Below are 18801 nucleotides of genomic sequence, written 5' to 3'. Positions count from 1 at the left end.
CTGGCAGTTTGCGATGCGTTCAATCGCATTAGACGTGGCTCGTTCGGACTTGAGATAGCCTTTGCGACCATGAAGTGTTGTTTCCGGCATTCCAGGGTCACCCTGTGAGCGAGCACAGCGAGCTCGCCGCGGATCGTGACGCCCTCGGGGGCGAGGCCGGCGAAGGAGGCCGAGTGAGCACCTACGACCTGGCCGTCATCGGTCTCGGATATGTCGGCATGCCCCTGGCGAAGGAGGCCACGGCGGCCGGGCTGCGTGTCGTCGGCTTCGAGGTCGACTCCCGCAAGGTGGAGTCGCTCAACGCGGGCCGCTCCTACATCGACGACCTGACGGACGCCGACCTCGAGCACATGCTGGCGAACGGCTTCAGCGCGACCCTCGACGAGTCGGTGCTGGCCGAGAGCCGGACCGTGGTCATCTGTGTGCCGACGCCGCTGGACGATGACCACCGTCCCGATCTGTCGGCGGTCGAGGGCGCGACCGCCACGGTCGCCCGCAACCTCTCCGCGGGCACCCTTGTGGTCCTCGAGTCCACCACCTGGCCCGGCACCACCGACGAGGTCGCCCGCCCCATCCTGGAGACCTCGGGTCTCGTCGCGGGCACCGACTTCCACCTCGCCTTCTCGCCCGAGCGCATCGACCCGGGCAACGCCAAGTACGGCATGCGCAACACCCCCAAGGTCGTCGGCGGCTACACGCCCGCCTGCAAGGAGCGCGCGGTCGAGTTCTACTCCCGGTTCGTCGAGCAGGTCGTGCCGGTCAGCGGCACCCGCGAGGCCGAGATGGCCAAGCTCCTGGAGAACACCTACCGGCACGTCAACATCGCCCTCGTCAACGAGATGGCGATCTTCTGCGACGAGCTGGGCGTCGACCTCTGGGAGGCCATCGAGGCCGCGGCGACCAAGCCGTTCGGCTTCCAGAAGTTCCTGCCGGGACCGGGCGTCGGCGGCCACTGCATCCCGGTCGACCCGTCCTATCTGTCCTACACCGTGCGCAAGCTGGGCTACCCGTTCCGGTTCGTCGAGCTGGCTCAGGAGATCAACGAGCGGATGCCGGCCTACGTGGTCGCCCGCGTCCAGCGGCTGCTGAACCGGCACAGGAAGGCCGTCAACGGCTCCAAGGTGTTGCTGCTCGGCGTCACCTACAAACCCGACATCGCCGACGAGCGCGAGACCCCGGCACTGCCGGTGGCGCGTGCGCTCATCGATCTCGGCGCCGACCTGGCCTTCGCCGACCCCTACGTCAGGGAATGGCGGGTGGACGGCGCCCAGGTGCCACGGGAGGAAGACCTCGCAAGGGCGGTCGCCGAGGCGGACGTGACGTTGCTGCTCCAGCAGCACGCCGCCTTCGACCTGTCGATCGTCGAGGACCACGGCAGGCTCGTGCTCGACACCCGAGGCGTGCTCGCCGAGGGTGAACGCGTCGAGCGGCTCTAGTAACGAAGGGCTGCGCGCAGTGCACGTGCTCGTCATGACGGTGGTGCATCACCCCGAGGACGCCCGGATCCTGCACCGGCAGATCCGCGCGCTGGTGGATGCCGGTCATGAGGTCACGTATGCCGCGCCGTACACCGCGCGGGGCGTCATGGCCCGGTCGTGGGTGAACGGCGTCGACCTCCCCAGGGCGGCGGAGCGCAAGCGGCTCACCGCCGTGCGCGCCGCCCGCAAGGTGTTCAAGCGCATGCGCGGCCAGGTCGACCTCGCGATCGTCCACGACCCCGAGCTGCTGCTCGCGGTCGTCGGGGTGCGCAACCGGCCCCCCGTCGTCTGGGACGTCCACGAGGACACCCCGGCGACCCTGTCGCTGAAGCCCTGGCTTCCGGCGTTCATGCGCCCGCCGGTGCGCTTCCTGGCCCGCCTGCTCGAGGGTACGGCGGAGCGTCATCTGCACCTGCTGCTGGCCGAGAGCGCCTACGCGGGCAGGTTCCGCAGGACGCACCTCGTGGTGCCGAACGAGACGTGGGTCCCGGACGCGGTGACGGTGCCGGGAGACGACCGCGTCGTCTATCTCGGCTGGCTGTCGGAGGCTCGGGGGGTGCAGGAGGCCGTCGAGGTGGCCAGGCTGCTGCGGCCCCACCGGGTGGGGGTCGAGCTGATCGGCTACGCCGACCCGCAGTCGCGCCCGATCCTGAACGCGGCGGTCGCCGAGGGCGTGCTGGAGTGGCGTGACTTCATGCCGAACGATGAGGCGCTCAAGCGGCTGGACGGCGCGCTGGCCGGGCTCTCGCTCCTGCGTGACGAGCCCAACTATCGGCACTCCATGCCCACGAAGATCGTGGAGTACATGGCCCACGGCATTCCCGTGATCACCACCCCCTCGCCGCGCGCGGTCGAGCTGGTCGAGCGCTACAGCAGCGGTGTGGTCGTGCCGTGGCAGGACCCGAAGGCCGTGGCCCAGGCCGTGGTCTTCCTGCGGGACGACGTCAGGGAGCGGCACGGGCAGGGCGCGCGGGGGTATGCAGCGGCCCGTGCGAACCACCACTGGCCCAACTCCGCCCGCCGTTTCGTCTCCCAGCTCGAAGCGTGGGCAGGGGTCAAGAGCTGATCTTCTGTATGGCGAAGCTGTTTATGTCCGCCTGATTGCCAGAACGGTAGTGTCCTGAACGTGCGCTGGCTCACCGCTTTCCTCGGCGTGACGATTCTGGCGGCGGTGGCGGCGGTCGTGATGGTTCTGCCACGTGGAAAGAGCGAACCGACCGCGGACGGCTCGCCGGTCGCATCGCCGGCCTCCTCCACGCGGTCCTCGGGGAGTCCCTCGGCGACGGCGAGCACCCAGGGCATCCCCTACACCGACCCGTGCGGAACGTTCGACACCGCGATGCGCACGCCGTACGCGCTGAGCGGTTACTGGCTCATCCCCACCACCGACCACTGCACCTGGCGCAGGCAGTTCGCGGCGATCCACGAGGTCGGCGGCGACACCGTGATTCGGATCGGCTGGGGTCTGCAGGGCCGCAGGACCACCGAGGACGGGCAGATCCTGGAGAAGGAGGGGGAGAAGGTCGATCCCCGCTACGAGCCCTGCGTCGAGGACGGGATGCCGTGCGTCGCCGCGGCCGAGCGGGACCTCAAGGCGGCCAACCCGGGCAACCGGGTGAGCTGGACGTTCGTCTACCGGACCGACGAGGCGTTCGGCGACGGGCTGTTCCGCTGTCCCGAGCTCGAACACCGGATCACCATCGGCGAGACCGTCTTCTACCGGATCCTCGCGCCGGACGACGGGACCGACGACCCCAGCTGCGACAACATCAAGAACAGGGGGCGGGGCTACCACCTGATCCTGGTCGCCGCCGCCGCGAAGGACAGCCTCACCGAGCTGCTGGACCTCGGCGACCGGTTTGGCGTGAAGGTCTTCCCCGCGTTGCCGCTCGCCCCACGCGACCCGGCGCAGAGCACCCGCGCCTCCGAGCGCGGCACCGACACACTCACCACGCTCACCCGGCGAATCCTGCAGGACTACGGTGACCGGTTCGCGAACAGGGTGTCCCTCGGCGGCTTCTACCAGCCGTTCGAGCTGCAGCTTCGAGACATGAAGCCCGACCATCCGACGCTCGCGGTCTACGCCTCCCAGCACGAGATCGTCGAGCAGGAGATGCCGGGCAAGCCCATCCTGGTCAGCCCCTATCTGGACGCGCGCAGGCGGCTGCCGTTCAGCGCGACCCCGAAGCAGGTGGCCAAGGGCTTCGAGGCGCTTGCCAGGACCGGCGTCGGCATCATCGCACCGCAGGACAGCCGTGGAACGGGCAAGGTCGGCCTGTTCTGGCCCGACCAGCGGAACGACCGGGTCGACGATCGGCTGCGGCCCGTCGTCGGCGAGACGACCAACGGCACCGCTTACCACGGCTCGACCCGCGACTACTACCGGGAGATGGCCGCGGCACGGGCCAGGATGGTCGAGCAGGGCTACAACGTGCAGCTCTGGGCCAACGTCGAGGCCTTCGAGCCGTCGACGGAGGAGCCGTGCGCCTCCAGGACGGGCACCAGGGGACGTACGGACAAGAAGCGGCTCGACACCGCGGTGACCCAGGTCGGCAGGTACGTCTCCAAGATCGTCTCCTACATGTGGAGCGACTTCTTCACCTGCGGCTCGCCGTCCCTGGCCGAGGAGATCACCCGCGACTCGGACCGGCCGATCCCGGTGGACGCGGTCCGCATGCCGCGCGACATCCAGGACGGTGTGGAGATCAGGGGCTACAACATCCCCCTCGGATCCAAGGTGACGATCATCTGGGACGGACAGCAGGAGCCCAAGGTCGCCGAGGTCGCGGGGGTCGACCTGACGCCACCGCCGCCGGACCTGCCGGAACGGATCAGGACAGCCTGGATCCCGTTCGACTGGACCCGGGTGCCGCAGGACACCTGGGTGAGGATCGAGGTCGTCTCGCCCGATGGGCGGGCCGCCGCGGAGCCCTTACACGTCCGCGTGAACCTCTGATCGGTGTAACGTGCCTGGCATGGTTCCGCGCATTCCCGTCAGCGTGGACCTGGTCGTCCTCACGGTGCGCTGCCAGGCGCTGAGCGCGCTCGTCTGGCGGCGGAACAAGCCACCCTATGAGGGACGCTGGGCCCTGTCAGGCGGCTTCATCCAGCTCGACGAGGACCTGCCCGCCGCCGCGGCGCGGGTGCTGGCCGAGCGCGCGGGCCTGCCTGGCGCGCCCGTCCATCTTGAACAGCTGCAGACGTACGGCTACCCGGACCGCGACCCGCGCCAGCGCGTCCTGAGCGTCGCCTACCTCGGCCTGGCCCCTGATCTACCCGCCTCGACCGAGGCCCACATGAGCTGGCAGCCGGTCTCCTCCCTCAGGGAGATGGCCTTCGACCACCGGCGCATCATGGTCGACGGAATCGAGCGCGCCAGGGGGAAGCTCGAATACACCCCGCTGGGCGCTGCCTTCTGCCCGCCGGAGTTCACGGTCGCCGACCTGCGCAGGGTCTACGAGATCGTCTGGGGCCGTTCGCTGGACCCGCGAAACTTTCACAGGAAGGTCACCAAGGCCGAGGGCTTCCTGGTGCCGACGGGCGGCACGACGACCCGTGACGGCGGGCGTCCCGCCAAGCTCTACCGCAGGGGACCTGCGGTTTTCCTCCATCCCCCGATGCTCCGCTCGCTCAAGGAGTAGTCCGGGGAAGCGCTCCTCCCGCGGAAAGCTTCCTGTGCATCGAATCTCAAGCGATGAAAACCATTACCGAATTATAGACATGAAAATGGTTATCGCTTACGCTATTCACACACTGAGAGGTTAAGAGCGCAAAAATCTGAAATTCCAGGATGTAGTCGAGGGAGTTCTACGACGATTGTCCTGGTGGTCTCGGCGACCGTGAACCCGGCACCGGGCGGCGACGGCTCACCCGGTCCGCGACCATGCTCTCGACGGCGAGAGCCGGGTCGTGCCGGGTGCCGTGCGCCGCTCGGACGCGCGACGCCCTTTCCAGGCACGGAACAGGCTTTTCTCAAGACAGGAGAGTGCTGATGGCGCGGCGGATACTGGCGCCCGGCGTGGAGATCTTCTCGGTGACGACCGGGACGGCACGACAGACGACGGTCGAGCCGGCGGCGAGGACGACGGGGCTTGCTGAGGCGGAACCCCGCAACGGCCGCTCCGAGGCGGAGGCTCGCAACGGCCGCTCGGCGGCGAAGTCCCGCAACGGCCGTCCGGAGGCCGAGCCGCGTGGCGACGCGGGGCACGCGGCGGATGGAGCCGTCCCCGAAACGGTGGGTGAGGCGGCGACCGGGGTGGCGGGCACGGTCGCCGGGGAGACGGTGCTGCGGACCGCCTCGGGGGAGTTCCTCCCCGTCCAGCAGGAGCTCGGTGAGGACCTGGACCAGCTCGACCCCGGGACGCTGCGGGCCTTCGAGGACAGGGGGCTGCTGGTCGAGCGGAAACCACGCTCATGGCCGGGCCCGGTCGCGGTGGTCGGCGGGGGCGCCATAGCCCTGGCGCTGTCGGAACTGCTCGCCCGGGTCGGCGCGGAGGTCCGCAGGGTGCCGACCCCGGACGCGGCCTTCGGCTGCGCCGCCGTCAGCTGGTGTCACGACGACCACCCGCCCGCCGAGTGGGCCAAGGCCGACGTTCTCCTGGCCGAGCGCGCGGTCGCCTGGCAGCGCTGCTCGGTCGAGGGCGCGACCGCGGTGATCGAGCCCATCTCCCACGGTCCAGAGGACGTCACCCACACCGACGTCAGGGCCAGGCGCCTGGCGGCCTCGTCCTCTCCCGGCCACCTCCAGGCCTACTGGACCAGCGAACGCCGCAGGGGCCCCTCCCCGATCGGGCCTGCGGAGGCCTGGTTCGTCGCCGCCCTCCTCGCCGCCGACCTGGAGGCCTGGGCGGCCCGCCGTACGGCGTCGCGGCGGCTGAGACTGGTCGACCTGATCGGGCTGACCGTGACGGAACAGCCCATCCTCCCGCTGCACGCCGTCTCCTCGCGGGAGTCCTGACCCGCCAGACCGGCGCCGGGTCCCCGGGGGGGTGGACACTGGCGCCAGCCGGCCGGCGGCCCGGACGGTCAACGTCCCGGTCGCCGGCCGGTCACCTTCGGCCCGAGGTCTCGTCAGGCCCGGGTCAGATGTCGTCGACCTCGGCGAGATCGATGTCGATCTCGAACGGCAGGGACACCTTCAGCCGGTCGTGATGGATCCCCATGGGCACGTATTTCCGGGAGGCCGGGTCCAGCTCGTAGACGTAGACCGTCGGCCGGTTCCCCCTCGGCCGGAGGTTCGACGCTCATCTCGTCCTTCCGCCAGGGAACGCTCTCACCTCCAGCATCCCAGGATGATGCCCCATCCGCTCGCTCCTCATAAAGTAAGGCCATGCCTCGTTTCCGCACGATCCTGGACACAATGCCCCCTTACAAGGCGGGCAAGGCTGTGGTGTCAGCCGACGGCCGGTCCTACAAGCTCTCCTCGAACGAATCCCCCTACGAGCCGCTGCCCTCTGTGGTCGAGGCGATCTCCAAGGCCGCCTCCCAGATCCACCTGTACCCCGACCCGGGGGCGACCGGCCTGACCAACGCCCTCGCCGAGCGTTACGGCGTGCCGCCGGAGCACATCGCGCTCGGCGCGGGGTCGGTGACCGTGGCCCAGCAGCTCTTCGAGACCGTGAGCGAGCCGGGCGCCGAGGTGATCTACGCCTGGCGGTCCTTCGAGGCCTACCCCCTGCTGGCTGACCTGGCGGGGGCCACCTCGGTTCAGGTCCCGCTCGTGGGGGAGACGCACCACCTGGAGGCCATGGCCGACGCGGTCACCCCGCAGACCCGCATGGTCTTCGTCTGCAACCCGAACAACCCGACGGGGACGGTCGTCCGCTCGGCCGAGCTTGAGGCCTTCCTCGACCGGGTTCCCGAGGACGTGCTGGTCGTCCTCGACGAGGCCTACCGGGAGTACGTCAGGGACGCCGACGTCATCGACGGGCTCACCATCTACCGTGACCGGCCGAACGTGGCCGTGCTGCGGACCTTCTCCAAGGCGTACGGCCTGGCCGGGGTACGGGTCGGCTACCTGATCGCCAACGAGCCCGTCGCCGCGGCCGTACGCAAGACCATCGTGCCCTTCGCGATCAACCACCTCGCCCAGGTCGCCGCGATCGCCTCGCTGGCCGCCGAGGACGAGCTGCTGGAGCGGGTCGAGACCGTGGTCAAGGAGCGTACCCGGGTCCGCGAGGCCCTGATCGCCCAGGGCTGGACGGTGCCCGTCACCGAGGCCAACTTCGTCTGGCTCCGTCTGGACGAGCGCACCATCGAGTTCGCGGACGCCTGCGCGGTCGAGGGCGTCGCCGTACGTCCCTTCGCGGGTGAGGGCGCGCGGATCTCCATCGGCTCGCGCGAGGCCAACGACACCTTCCTGGCCGCCGCCGCGGCCTTCAGAGGAGCCTGACCCGGGTCGAGCCTCTGAGGACTCGCTCCAGGCCTTGCCTGGAGGCCTGATCCCGGTCTCGGACGATCCTGGACCTTCGGGCGGGTTTCCCGCCTGAGACCGCCTTCTTGGCCGTCTCCGAGCCTTCCGGCCCCGTTTCTGAGCCCTCCGGCTCGTTTCCGGGACCCGCGCCCTACACGGGCGCGGGTTCCTCCTCTGATACGGCGGGCGTCTTCCTGCGCTCGGTCGAGACCACGAGCGCCACGCCCACGACGATCACCAGGCCCGCCACGACCATCGAGCCGGTGACGGGCTCGCTCAGGATGAGCGCGCCCAGGATGACCGCGACGACGGGGTTGACGTAGGCGTAGGTCGCGACGAGGGAGATCGGGGCGTTGCCCAGCAGCCAGACGTAGGCGGTGAAGGCGACCAGGGAGCCCATCACGATCAGGTAGGCCAGCGCGGTCCACGACCGCGTGGAGACGGCCGCGAGGTCGAGGTGTTCGCCGACGGTCCGGCTGATCAGCAGGAGACCGATGCCGCCGAAGAGCATCTCGATCGCGCTCGCCGCGAAGGGGTCGGCGGGCATCGGGACGCGGGAGGACAGGAACGAGCCCACGGACCACGAGAGCGACGCCAGCAGGATGATCGTGATCCCCACGCCGTTCGAGGCAGCGCCTCCGCCGGTCAGCGACAGTACCGCGACGCCGCCGAACCCGATGAGCACCCCGATCAGCGTCAGTGCCCGCGGCCTGTCCCGCGCGACGATCCTGAGGACCACCAGCCAGAGCGGTACGGAGGCGACCAGCAGGGCGGCCAGGCCGCTGGAGATGTGCTGTTCGGCGAGCGAGACCATGCCGTTGCCCAAGGTCAGCAGCAGCAGGCCGACCAGCGCGGCCCCGCCGAGCTGCTTGTAGGTCATCCGGAAGGCGCGTGGTCCCCGCAGCAGCATGACGACGGCGCCCAGGACCAGTGCGGCGGTGACGAAGCGCATCCCCCCGCTGAGCAGCGGCGGGATCGTCTCGATCACGATCCTGATCGCGAGATAGGTGGATCCCCACACCACGTACACGATCGCCAGGCCGCCCCAGATGAGGAGCGACATTCGCCTGTCAGGAGCGTCGTAAGCCATAGCTAATGACGATATCCCCTTATGTCGGCAAAGCTCCTGCAGGTTTCAGACCTTGAGACCGGGTAGAGGGGAAACCTCCGGGTGACGGCCTCCGTGGGCGTGGCGAGCGCGGTTTCCCGGCGTGATCCGGGAAGATCGCCTTGGGTGTCCGGAAAGTTTCGCCGAGTGATCGGGTGGGGGCATGCGGAAGACGACCGGGGGCTCGGCCGCGCATGCTCGTGGAGCGCGCTGCGCCCGGCCGCGGGCCCGGTCGTGCATGGCGGTGAAGCCCGGCTGTGGAGCCCGGCCTCAGGTGGTCGCGAGGTCTGCGCCTTGGCCGTGTACGGCACAGACCCCGGGGTCACGCGACACACCTCAGGAGGGTCTCAGCGACCGCCGAGCTTCTCCACGATCAGCCGGTAGAGCTGGCGTGGGCGGCCGGGCTGAGGAGTGCGGTTCGGCGGAAGCGGCCACGCGAGCCCCTCGTCGACCAGCGTGCGCAGCAACCGTCGTGCCGTGCGCGGCGTGACGCCGAGCATCTTGCCCGCGCCTTCCGCGTCCACCACGGTGTCCCCACCCTCCAGCTTGGCCGCCAGCCGTGCGAGCACCTCCACGCCCTTCGGCTTCAGCGGCCCGCCGCCCTGAGGGGGCATCCTGGGCGCCGGGATCAGCGCCCTGCCCTCCCGGTCGACGGCGAAGCCCTGGGCCTGCTTGCCCGCCTGCGTGCGCGCCAGAGCGGCCCTGGCGTGCGACTCGGCGTCGTGGGTCGTACGGCCCATGCCGACCCCCACCTCGACCGCCAGGCCCAGTTCGTCCCGCACCCGGGCCGCGAACGGCAGCACCCGGAACCCCTCGGTGGCCGTGGCCACCGAGCCGCGAGTCGCGGTGACCATGTAGCTGTGGTCGTCGACCGCGGTCACCGACGCGTTGATCCGGTTGGCCTCCTGCACCAGCAGCCGGTGCAGCGACAGCCTGAGCTCGTCACGCCAGTAGCGTGGCGCCGCCCTGCGCACCGGTTCGCGAAGTGTGGGGACCTCGACCAGGACCACCGTGAGTTGAGATTCCTCCAGCCTGTGGTGCGCCCCGAGCAGAGCTGCCGTGTGCAGCGCCGTACGGACCGCGGCGGAGGTCGGCCGGATCCTGACCACCGGAACCCCGGCCGTCTGCAGCCGGTCGGCGACCGCGGGCAGGCAGGTCAGTGCCCCGCTCGTGTTTCCCTGGCGCGCCAGGCGTTCGTGGAAGGACGCGATCGTGCCGGTGGCTCCCGGCTCGTCGCGGCTGTGCACGTCCCCGGCGGACAGCCCGAGGTCGGCGTAGGCCTCCTCGATGTCCGCCCGGCCGAGTACGTCGACGCTGACCCTCCGGGGGTCGATCCGTTCGTCCAGCGCCGCCTTGGCCAGCGCGGCGATCAGCGCGGCGCCGCCGAGCTGGACATACGTCGCGGGCATCGTCAGCACCCCCGAACGCCTGGCCAGATCGTAGGGCACCGGGCTGGCGAACAGACAGGCGTCAACACCCGCTCCAAGGCGGGTCACCTTGTCGGCGGCCTCCTGCTCGTCCCGGTAGGCAGCGGCTACCAGGCGGCAAGGCAGGGGCGCCGCCGCATGTCCCATAAGCATCACTCTCTCGACGAGGTCATGGGGGCCCACCACACCGATAGTGAGGTCCGGTGTCATGGCACCCGGGCGTGACACTCGTGGAGTTTCTTCGGCCCGCTCGACCAATGTTCGTCCCATCCTGCCGTCCATGTTGATTCGGCTCTCTTTTGGAACGATCGCTTGCGAGGGCCGTAATGTCACGCCCGTTTAGACGTCAATTCTTGGAGGAACCCACGGTCTAAACCCTGACTGTCACTGTTTACACAGGTCAGAACGGTTTTTGGGAGACTGAAACCGGCTGGTTATCATGCAGAAATCTCTCGGCGCACATCTGCTCCGAGGGCCTGCATACGCTCGGCGAGATATGAGTGGCCCCGGTCGATGAGATATCCCGAGTCGATCACGGTCTCCCCGTGGGCCGCCAGACCGGCCAGCACCAGCGCGATTCCGGAGCGCAGGTCGTGCGCGGTCACGTCCGTTCCGGTGAGCGGAGTCGCGCCGCGGACGACGGCGCTGTTCTCCTTCACCTCGATGTCCGCGCCCATTTTGTTCAGCTCGGAGGCCAGGGCGAATCGACCATCGAAAATGCGTTCGTGAATGTAGCTGGCGCCGTCCGCGAGGCAGGCGACCGTCATGATCGGCGACTGCAGGTCGGTGGCGAAGCCGGGGTAGGTGTCGGTGATCACGTTGATCGGGCGCAGCGGACGGTCCCTGCGCACGTGCAGCACGGCGCCGTGGTCGGCGAACTCGACCCCCATCTGCTCCAGCTTGTAGCGGACGACGCCGAGGTGGTCCAGGTCGGCGCCGACCAGGTTGACCTCGCCGCCGGTGATCGCCGCGGCCATGGCGAACACGCCCGCGTCGAGCCGGTCGGGCATCACGGTGTGCTCGACGGCCTGCAACTCCTCGACGCCCTCGACGGTGATGAACCCGGTCCCGCCGCCACTGATCTTCGCGCCCATCCGGGTCAGCATCTCGATCACGTCGAGGACCTCGGGTTCGAGCGCCGCGTTCTCGATCACGGTCGTGCCGCGCCCGAGGACGCCCGCCATGATCAGGTTCTCGGTGCCGGTGTGCGAGGGGGTGTCGAGGTAGAGCGTGGCGCCGGTGAAACCGGCCGTCTTGACGTGGATGACGGAGTCGCCCTCGTCCACGACCGCGCCGAGGCGCTTGTAGCCCAGGTAGTGGAAGTCGAGGTTGCGGCTGCCGAGGTTGCAGCCGCCGACGCCCTCGATGACGGCCTCGCCAAGGCGGTGCAGCAGCGCGGGCACGAACAGCACCGAGCCCCGGAAGCGGCGGGCGATCTCGGCGGGCAGTACGGGACTCTTCAGCGTCGACGCGTCGATCACCAGCGTGCGTTCCGCCTCGTGGAGCTCGACCTTGGCGCCGATCGCCTCGGCCAGCTCGACCGCGCGGCGCACGTCCTCGATGATGGGGACGTTGCGCAGCACCGTACGGCCCTTGGCCGCGAGGAGTGCCGCGCCGATCATGGGCAACACGGCGTTCTTGGCACCCTGGATGAAGGCGGTTCCACGGAGGGGGTTGCCACCGCGCACGCGGTAACGGACCATGCGTCATGCTCCTTGAGGGTGGAGTTGATATTCATACAGCGGGGGCGGCGACCGGAAGGCGTCGGCCAACACTAGCCGTTGGATGCTCCTGAACCGGCTATTTCGTGCGGGAACTACCCCTCGGACGACTGATCAGCCGGCTGTCCCTGAAGCTTCCAGGTGACGATTTCCACACTTTCCCCATGACAATTTCCACATGAACGTGAAAAGCCCCGACGCGTGCGCGGCGCCTTCGCCGGACGAGCTCCGGCGCCGTCTTCGCCTTCGCCGGACCGCCCTCGGAGGGCTTGCCGGATGCGCCGGACGGTTTCGGGGGCCGGCCGGACGTCTGGGGCCTGTCTGTGGCCTGTCTGGGGCCTGTGTCACCGGCCCGAGTGTATTCACGCCGCCCGGGTGCCTCTGCCCGCGGGGGTGAGAGGGGAGGCGGCCGACAGGAGGTTGTCCGCCCGCTGGTCGACGAAGCGGGTGACGATCTGCTGGCCGTACCCGAAGACCATGGCCCAGACCAGGATCGCGGGCTGCGAGCCGAGCCCGGAGAAGCCGGGGACGAAACCGGAGTTCAGGATCAACAGCCCGAGGATGGCGGTCGCAACCCCGGCGGGCGCCTTGAGCAGGTTCTGGGCCACCGCCAGCGAGTAGCGCGTCGACAGCTCGGAGCGGGTGGACAGCGAGGCCGCGGTGGACAGCGCGGCGCCCAGGATGCCGATGAGGGCGACGAGGGGGACGTCGCCGTGGCTGGGACGCAGACCGCCGGTCGGGCAGATCTGGGCGGGCATCAGGCCCTGAGTCTGGACCACCGCCTGGTTGCCGCACATCGGCACCGCGTCGGGCCAGATCGCGCCGACGACCACCACGCCCAGCACGATCAGGGTCAGTGTGACGACGCCGCCGAGCAGCAGGTTGCGGAAGCTGCGGACCCTGCCGGTCTCCAACGCCTGCGCGGTGTACGCGGCCCGCAGCACCGACTGCATCAGCGGTCTGTCGTGCTCGCCCAGGTCCCCGGCGGCGAGCCGGGCCTGGAGCTGGACCAGCCTGGGGTCGTCGCCGGGGAGGTAGGCCCTGCCGATCGCCACGACCTCGGTGACCCGGCCGCACAACTCCGCCGTCGGCAGCACGCCGTACAGCATCACGGTCGCGCTGTTGACGTTCGACCAGGCGCCCTCGAGGGCGTGACCGGTCAGCCAGCGCCGCAGGCCGTGCCTGCTCCTGGCATACGACTCGGCGCGGGCCAGGTGCGTGCCGATGCCCTCACCGACCGAAACGAGCTGGCCCGCCGTCTCACGCATGGTCAGCGCACGCTCGGCGTCGGCCCTGATCTCCTCGCTACGGGTGGCCACGTACACCCGCCAGGTGCCGGGCCAGCGCAGTACGCCGGTGTCGCCGATCCGTTCCGGTGATCCTGAGGCGAACGACATCGTTCCTCCGTGGGGGCGGGGAGCCATGGGCGGAGCGGTCAGGCAGGGGGAGAGTGCCCCTGGTCTGTCGGGACATGCCGATTCGACGCTACGTCCCGGTGTCACCCGGCGCAGCGTTCTCGGCTGATCCGCTCCGCTGATCCGCTCCGCTCCCGGCGGCGGCGCGGGCCTCGTGCCCGGCGGCCTGCGCCGTACCCCTGGTTCGCCCCCCGGAGGAGGAGGCTCTGTGCTGTGATCCCTCTGGTTCGCCCCGGAGGGGGAGGAGGCCTGTGCCGTGATCCCCCCGGTCCGTCCCCGGAGGGGTGAGAAACAGCTAGTGTTTCAGTATGTTTTAGTATGCATAGGTGAACTTGAAGGAGTGGGCTAAGGCGCAGGGTGTCCACCCGATCACCGCTTACCGGTGGTATCGGGAGGGAACTCTGCCCGTGCCCGCCCGCAAGGTCGGACGGCTGATCCTGGTCGGAGACGTCGATCCCGCCCCCGTCCCCGCGCGCGAGGCAATCACCGCGGTATACGCCCGCGTCTCTTCCGCCGACCAGAAGGCCGACCTGGACGGCCAGGTCGCGCGGGTGACGGCGTGGGTGACCGGGCGCGGCATGAGCGTGGACCGGGTCGTGACCGAGGTCGGCTCCGCCCTCAACGGGCGCCGCGAGAAGTTCCTGGCGCTGCTCGCCGACCCCGAGGTGGCCACGATCGTGGTGGAGCACCGGGACCGCTTCGCCCGCTTCGGCGCTGAGTACGTCGAGGCGGCGCTGTCGGCTCAGGGGCGCCGCCTGCTGGTCGCCGACCCCTCTGAGGTCGATGATGATCTGGTGCGGGACGTGACGGAGATTCTCACCTCGCTGTGCGCCCGTCTGTACGGTCGCCGCGCTGCGGCGAACCGGGCGCGGCGCGCGGTGGCCGCCGTCACCGAAGACGAGGCCGCCGGATGAAGGTGACGCAGGCCTACCGCTACGCCCTGGACCCCACCGCCGAGCAGGCCGCCGCTCTCGCCTCGCACTGCGGTGCGGCCAGGTTCGCGTTCAACTGGGGCCTGGCCCTGATCAAGGCTGCGCTCGACCGGCGGGAGGCGGAGAAGACCCACGGCGTCCCCGAGGTCCCCGAGGAGTCGCCGGCCGAGGTTCCCTGGTCGTTGTACAGCCTGCGCCGGGAGTGGAACACCGCCAAAGACCGCGTCGCACCATGGTGGGCCGACAACTCCAAAGAGGCGTACAACACGGGCCTGGACGGCGTGGCGCGGGCACTGAAGAACTGGTCGGCCTCTCGTAAAGGCACCCGCAAAGGGGCGAAGGTCGGGTTTCCCCGGTTCAAGTCCAAGCACCGCGCCGCCCCCTCGTGCCGGTTCACCACCGGAGCGATCCGCGTCGAGGCCGACCGCCATCACGTGAGGCTGCCCCGGCTGGGGGCGATCCGCACCGCCGAGTCCACCCGCAAGCTCGCCCGGCACCTCGAACGCGGCACCGGCCGGATCCTGGCGGCCACCGTCCGCTTCGAAGGTGGCCGCTGGTTCGTCTCCTTCACTTGCGAGATCGACCGGGCCGACCGCGCCCCCGCGAAGCCGGACGCCGTGGTCGGAGTGGATCTCGGTGTCAAGGATCTCGCGGTGTTGTCCACCGGTGAGGTGATCCCCAACCCCGGGCACCACCGGGCCGCGTCGCGGAAACTCCGCAAACTCAACAAAGAGCTGGCCCGCCGTCAAGGGCCGCGCACCCCCGACGGCGGCAGGCGTGAGGCGTCGGCCCGCTGGGCCAAAACCAAGAAGGCGCTTGGCAAGGCGCACGCCCGCGTCGCCGGCCGGCGGCGTGACGGCCTGCACAAGCTCACCAGCCGTCTGGCGGCCACCTACGGCACGGTCGTGGTCGAGGACCTCAACGTGTCAGGGATGCTCGCCAACCACTCGCTGGCCCGCGCGGTGGCCGACGTCGGCATGGCCGAAGCGCGACGCCAGCTCACTTACAAGACCACCTGGAGCGGCGGCAGGCTCATCGTCGCCGACCGGTGGTTTCCCTCCAGCAAGACGTGTTCGGGTTGCGGCGCGGTGAAAACCAAGCTCGCCCTGTCCGAACGCGTCTACGCCTGCACCAGGTGCGGCCTGGTCGCCGGCCGCGACCACAACGCCGCGCTCAACCTGGCCGCGCTCGCGGCCGACGTCGCCCAGAGTTGCGGGGAGACGCTAAACGCCCGTGGAGGAGCGGTAAGACCCGGTGCTCGCGCCGGGCGCGCACCGGCGAAACGGGAACCCCGGAAACGGGGAACGCTCCGGCGTGAGCCGGAAGCTGTCTGAGAGCGCGCTTACCAAAGCACACTCACAGACAACGGTCAGAGGCCCTGTGTCGCGATGTCCGTGCGGTGGTGCGAGCCACGCAGCCGGATGCGGGCGACCGCCCCGTAGGCGGCCTCACGGGCGGCGGCGACGTCGGGTCCCGTGCCGACCACGCTGAGCACCCGCCCGCCGCTGGAGACCACATGGTCGCCGTCGAACGCGGTCCCCGAGTGCAGCACGTAGGCGTCGCCCGCCACGTCCGACAGCCCCTCGATGGCGTCGCCCTTGACCGGTTCCGCGGGGTAGTTCTCCGCCGCGACCACCACGGTCACCGCGGCGCCCTCGCGGTAGGCGGGCGGACCGAACCGGTCGAGCGTGCCGTTCGCGCAGGCGAGCAGCAGGCCCGCGAGCGGCGTCTCGAGCCGGTCGAGCACGACCTGGGTCTCCGGGTCGCCGAATCGCGCGTTGAACTCGATCACCTTCGGGCCGCCCGCCGTGAGGGCCAGCCCGACGAAGAGCACCCCGGTGTACGGCGTGCCACGCCTGGCCAACTCGGTCACGGTCGGCAGGACGGTCTCGGCCATCACCCGGTCCGCGAGGTCGGCCGGAGCCCACGTCAGCGGTGTGTACGCGCCCATGCCGCCGGTGTTCGGGCCCAGGTCGCCGTCGTAGGCGCGCTTGTGGTCCTGGGCAGGCTGGAGGGGCACGGCCGTCGATCCGTCGCAGAGCGCGAACAGCGAGACCTCGGGCCCGTCGAGGAACTCCTCGATGACGACCCGCCCGCACGCGACCGCGTGCTTGAGCGCCTCGTCCCGGTCCTCGGTGACCACCACGCCCTTGCCCGCCGCGAGCCCGTCGTCCTTGACCACGTACGGCGTGCCGAACTCCTCCAGCGCCGCCGCGGCCTCCTCGGGCGTGACGCAGGTGTAGGAGCGCGCGGTCGGCACGCCCGCGGCGGCCATGATGTCCTTGGCGAAGGCCTTCGAGCCCTCGATCCTGGCCGCCTCGGCGGAGGGCCCGAAGCACGGGATGCCCGCCTGCCTGACCGCGTCGGCCACTCCGGCGACCAGCGGCGCCTCGGGGCCGATCACGACCAGGTCGGCCCCCAGGTCCGCGGCGAGACGGGCGACCGCCTCCGGGTCGGTCGGGACCACCGGGTGCAGGGTCGCGACCTGCGCGACGCCCGCGTTTCCGGGAGCACAGTGAACCTCGGTGACCTGGGGGTCCGCCGCCAGCGACCGGCACAGGGCATGCTCACGCCCGCCGGATCCAATCACAAGAACGCGCACTTGTGAGAGCTTATCGGCCGCGGGCCGGCCGTTCGTCCACAGGCTGTGGACAGACGCTCCGCCCGTGTCGCGCCCGCCTTCCGCCCGCGCCCTTTCGGTGCTTCGCCCGCGCCCCGCCCGTGTCGCCGCGCCGTACGCGAGTGCCGTGTTCCGTCCGCCCGTGCCGCGGTTGGGGCGTTATCTGTATCTGTTCTCCCGGCATATCGTGTTTAAGTAGTTGATATAGCTGTAAACAGGACGTGAATTTCGCCGGGTTCCGCATGATCACCCCTTGCGGTCGGGGGTATCCTGGGAAGCGTCCCCCAGGATCTGTGCTACGTTTGGGCAGCTTTGGCCTGTCTGATGCTGATTGGAGGTGGTTGGGGATGTCCTCTGGCGATCCCAGCAGTACGTGCTCGCGCACTCGCTCCGTGCGCACTCTCGACCACTTCACACCGGTGTCCGACCGGCATCGCACGCATTCTCTTTCGAACTGAGGTGACATCGCGTCGCGTGCGACCAGTGCCGGGTCGGGCGGGAAGGCCTGCCATGCGCTCCTCGCTTCTGTTCCCCCGCATCAAGCACGCACGTGCTGTCCGCGCCCCGCGCCCCGCACCCCCGGTCGACGACCGGGTGAGCACCCAGTGCGTCCCGCCGAGCGACTCGCTCGTCGAGTACGCCGCCTACATCGACGGCAAGAAGATCTACGCCCTGGGCATCCCCGACGCCCTTGAGCTGGTCCGGGAGCACAACTCCACCCACGAGAAGGCCAACGCCTTCGTCTGGGTCGGCCTGCATGAACCCGACGCCCCCGAGGTCGAGTGGCTGGCGGAGGTCTTCGCCCTGCACCCCCTCGCCGTCGAGGACGCCGTCAAGGCTCATCAGCGACCGAAGGTCGAGCGCTACGGCGACTCGCTGTTCGTGGTCCTGAAGACCGTCGCCTACCTCGACCACGACGTGCTGACCGCGACCAGCGAGATCATCGGCACCGGCGAGATCATGGCGTTCGTCGGCCCCGACTTCGTGGTGACCGTACGGCACGGCCTCCACTGCCCCCTGACGGAGGTGCGCGAGCGCCTGGAGGACAAGCCCAAGCTCCTCAACCGGGGGCCGACCGGAGTGCTGCACGCGATCGCCGACCACGTCGTCGACAAGTACCTCACCGTGGCCGACCTGATGCAGGCCGAGCTCGAAGACGTGGAGGCCATGGTCTTCGCCGAGGTCAGCGCCCGCGACATCGGCCGGATCTACAACCTCAAGCGCGAGATGATCGAGATGAAGCGGTCCGTGACCCCGCTGCAGTCCCCTCTCGCGACGCTGGCCCAGCGCAGGATGATCCCCTCGGAGATGCGCGAGTACTTCCGAGACGTCGTCGACCACCTGGCCCGCGTCTGTGAGCAGGTCGAGTCGTCGAACGAGCTGTGCAACTCGATCCTGCAGGCGGCGCTGGCCCGCTCGAACGCGCTCGCCAACGAGGACATGCGGAAGATCTCCTCGTGGGTCGCCATCATGGCCGTCCCCACGATGATCGCCGGGATCTACGGCATGAACTTCGACAACATGCCCGAGCTGAGGTCCGCCTTCGGCTATCCGATCGTGATCGGCGTCATGGTGGTCGTCTGCACGCTGCTCTACCGGGGGTTCCGCCGCAACGGCTGGATGTGAGCGCCCGAGCGCCCGCGGGGAGGTCAGGCGCCCCGCCCGCGGGCGTACCGCGTTCCTCCGCC

General features: G+C 69.8%; 14 protein-coding genes and 1 pseudogene. 9 read left to right on the top strand and 6 right to left on the bottom strand.

What is annotated here, in order from left to right; all coding sequences use genetic code 11:
• Nucleotides 1–173 precede the first annotated feature (173 nt).
• From AB0395_RS03980 to AB0395_RS03960, 5 genes are all read left to right on the top strand, one after another.
• Nucleotides 174–1436, top strand: a complete 1263-nt coding sequence (locus AB0395_RS03980; RefSeq protein ID WP_366276737.1) for a nucleotide sugar dehydrogenase — start codon at nucleotides 174–176, stop codon at nucleotides 1434–1436.
• Nucleotides 1437–1455: 19 nt separating this feature from the next.
• Nucleotides 1456–2544 (top strand): glycosyltransferase, encoded by a 1089-nt coding sequence (locus AB0395_RS03975; protein WP_366276734.1) that lies wholly within the window; start codon nucleotides 1456–1458, stop codon nucleotides 2542–2544.
• 60 nt (nucleotides 2545–2604) lie between these two features.
• On the top strand, nucleotides 2605–4434 hold the full coding sequence (locus AB0395_RS03970) for a DUF4434 domain-containing protein (RefSeq protein WP_366276732.1): 1830 nt from the start codon (nucleotides 2605–2607) through the stop codon (nucleotides 4432–4434).
• A gap of 19 nt (nucleotides 4435–4453) precedes the next feature.
• Nucleotides 4454–5119 carry an NUDIX domain-containing protein gene (locus tag AB0395_RS03965; RefSeq protein ID WP_366276730.1) on the top strand — a complete coding sequence of 222 codons (666 nt, stop codon included), beginning with the start codon at nucleotides 4454–4456 and terminating at the stop codon, nucleotides 5117–5119.
• 350 nt (nucleotides 5120–5469) lie between these two features.
• Nucleotides 5470–6435 (top strand): hypothetical protein, encoded by a 966-nt coding sequence (locus AB0395_RS03960; protein ID WP_366276728.1) that lies wholly within the window; start codon nucleotides 5470–5472, stop codon nucleotides 6433–6435.
• Nucleotides 6436–6559: 124 nt separating this feature from the next.
• Here the strand turns inward: AB0395_RS03960 and AB0395_RS03955 are convergent.
• Nucleotides 6560–6697 (bottom strand): annotated as a pseudogene (locus AB0395_RS03955) (Uma2 family endonuclease); the annotation flags it as partial.
• Nucleotides 6698–6807: 110 nt separating this feature from the next.
• Here AB0395_RS03955 and hisC point away from each other — a divergent pair.
• On the top strand, nucleotides 6808–7869 hold the full coding sequence (hisC, locus tag AB0395_RS03950; protein WP_366276726.1) for a histidinol-phosphate transaminase: 1062 nt from the start codon (nucleotides 6808–6810) through the stop codon (nucleotides 7867–7869).
• Nucleotides 7870–8041: 172 nt separating this feature from the next.
• Here the strand turns inward: hisC and AB0395_RS03945 are convergent, their stop codons facing one another.
• The 4 genes from AB0395_RS03945 to AB0395_RS03930 all read right to left on the bottom strand — a co-directional run bounded on the left by AB0395_RS03945 (nucleotide 8042) and on the right by AB0395_RS03930 (nucleotide 13543).
• Nucleotides 8042–8980 (bottom strand): EamA family transporter, encoded by a 939-nt coding sequence (locus AB0395_RS03945; protein ID WP_366276724.1) that lies wholly within the window; start codon nucleotides 8978–8980, stop codon nucleotides 8042–8044.
• 365 nt (nucleotides 8981–9345) lie between these two features.
• Entirely contained in the window at nucleotides 9346–10635 is a 1290-nt protein-coding gene (locus AB0395_RS03940; protein ID WP_366277010.1) for a GTP cyclohydrolase IIa, read from the bottom strand.
• Between the two features lie 227 nt (nucleotides 10636–10862).
• Complete coding sequence (murA, locus tag AB0395_RS03935; RefSeq protein WP_366276721.1) at nucleotides 10863–12128, bottom strand: UDP-N-acetylglucosamine 1-carboxyvinyltransferase; 1266 nt, start codon at nucleotides 12126–12128, stop codon at nucleotides 10863–10865.
• Nucleotides 12129–12508: 380 nt separating this feature from the next.
• Complete coding sequence (locus AB0395_RS03930) at nucleotides 12509–13543, bottom strand: hypothetical protein (RefSeq protein WP_366276719.1); 1035 nt, start codon at nucleotides 13541–13543, stop codon at nucleotides 12509–12511.
• 344 nt (nucleotides 13544–13887) lie between these two features.
• Between AB0395_RS03930 and AB0395_RS03925 the strand changes: the two genes are divergently transcribed.
• A complete protein-coding gene (locus AB0395_RS03925; RefSeq protein WP_366276716.1) occupies nucleotides 13888–14475 on the top strand; it encodes an IS607 family transposase in 588 nt (195 codons plus the stop codon).
• On the top strand, nucleotides 14472–15827 hold the full coding sequence (gene tnpB, locus AB0395_RS03920) for an IS607 family element RNA-guided endonuclease TnpB (protein ID WP_366276713.1): 1356 nt from the start codon (nucleotides 14472–14474) through the stop codon (nucleotides 15825–15827). The genes AB0395_RS03925 and tnpB overlap by 4 nt, the downstream gene beginning before the upstream one ends.
• 35 nt (nucleotides 15828–15862) lie before the next feature.
• Here the strand turns inward: tnpB and purD are convergent, their stop codons facing one another.
• Nucleotides 15863–17095, bottom strand: a complete 1233-nt coding sequence (gene purD / locus AB0395_RS03915) for a phosphoribosylamine--glycine ligase (protein WP_366276711.1) — start codon at nucleotides 17093–17095, stop codon at nucleotides 15863–15865.
• 528 nt (nucleotides 17096–17623) lie between these two features.
• On the opposite strand from purD, the gene corA reads away from it, so the two are divergent.
• Nucleotides 17624–18739, top strand: coding sequence for a magnesium/cobalt transporter CorA (gene corA, locus AB0395_RS03910; RefSeq protein WP_366276708.1), 1116 nt, complete (start codon nucleotides 17624–17626; stop codon nucleotides 18737–18739).
• Nucleotides 18740–18801: the final 62 nt, after the last annotated feature.

It is taken from the genome of Streptosporangium sp. NPDC051023, assembly GCF_040689595.1.
GTDB lineage: Bacteria > Actinomycetota > Actinomycetes > Streptosporangiales > Streptosporangiaceae > Streptosporangium.
Note: the sequence above shows the minus strand (reverse complement) of the source record. Positions and strands in the feature narration are given on the sequence as shown.

What these genes read in the sequence shown, in the direction of transcription:
- AB0395_RS03965 (WP_366276730.1), top strand. Translation starts at nt 4,454, where the DNA reads ATGGTTCCGCGCATTCCCGTCAGCGTGGACCTGGTCGTCCTCACGGTG.
- AB0395_RS03960 (WP_366276728.1), top strand. Translation starts at nt 5,470, where the DNA reads ATGGCGCGGCGGATACTGGCGCCCGGCGTGGAGATCTTCTCGGTGACG.
- hisC (WP_366276726.1), top strand. Translation starts at nt 6,808, where the DNA reads ATGCCTCGTTTCCGCACGATCCTGGACACAATGCCCCCTTACAAGGCG.
- AB0395_RS03945 (WP_366276724.1), bottom strand. Translation starts at nt 8,980, where the DNA reads ATGGCTTACGACGCTCCTGACAGGCGAATGTCGCTCCTCATCTGGGGC.
- AB0395_RS03940 (WP_366277010.1), bottom strand. Translation starts at nt 10,635, where the DNA reads ATGACACCGGACCTCACTATCGGTGTGGTGGGCCCCCATGACCTCGTC.
- murA (WP_366276721.1), bottom strand. Translation starts at nt 12,128, where the DNA reads ATGGTCCGTTACCGCGTGCGCGGTGGCAACCCCCTCCGTGGAACCGCC.
- AB0395_RS03930 (WP_366276719.1), bottom strand. Translation starts at nt 13,543, where the DNA reads ATGTCGTTCGCCTCAGGATCACCGGAACGGATCGGCGACACCGGCGTA.
- tnpB (WP_366276713.1), top strand. Translation starts at nt 14,472, where the DNA reads ATGAAGGTGACGCAGGCCTACCGCTACGCCCTGGACCCCACCGCCGAG.
- corA (WP_366276708.1), top strand. Translation starts at nt 17,624, where the DNA reads ATGCGCTCCTCGCTTCTGTTCCCCCGCATCAAGCACGCACGTGCTGTC.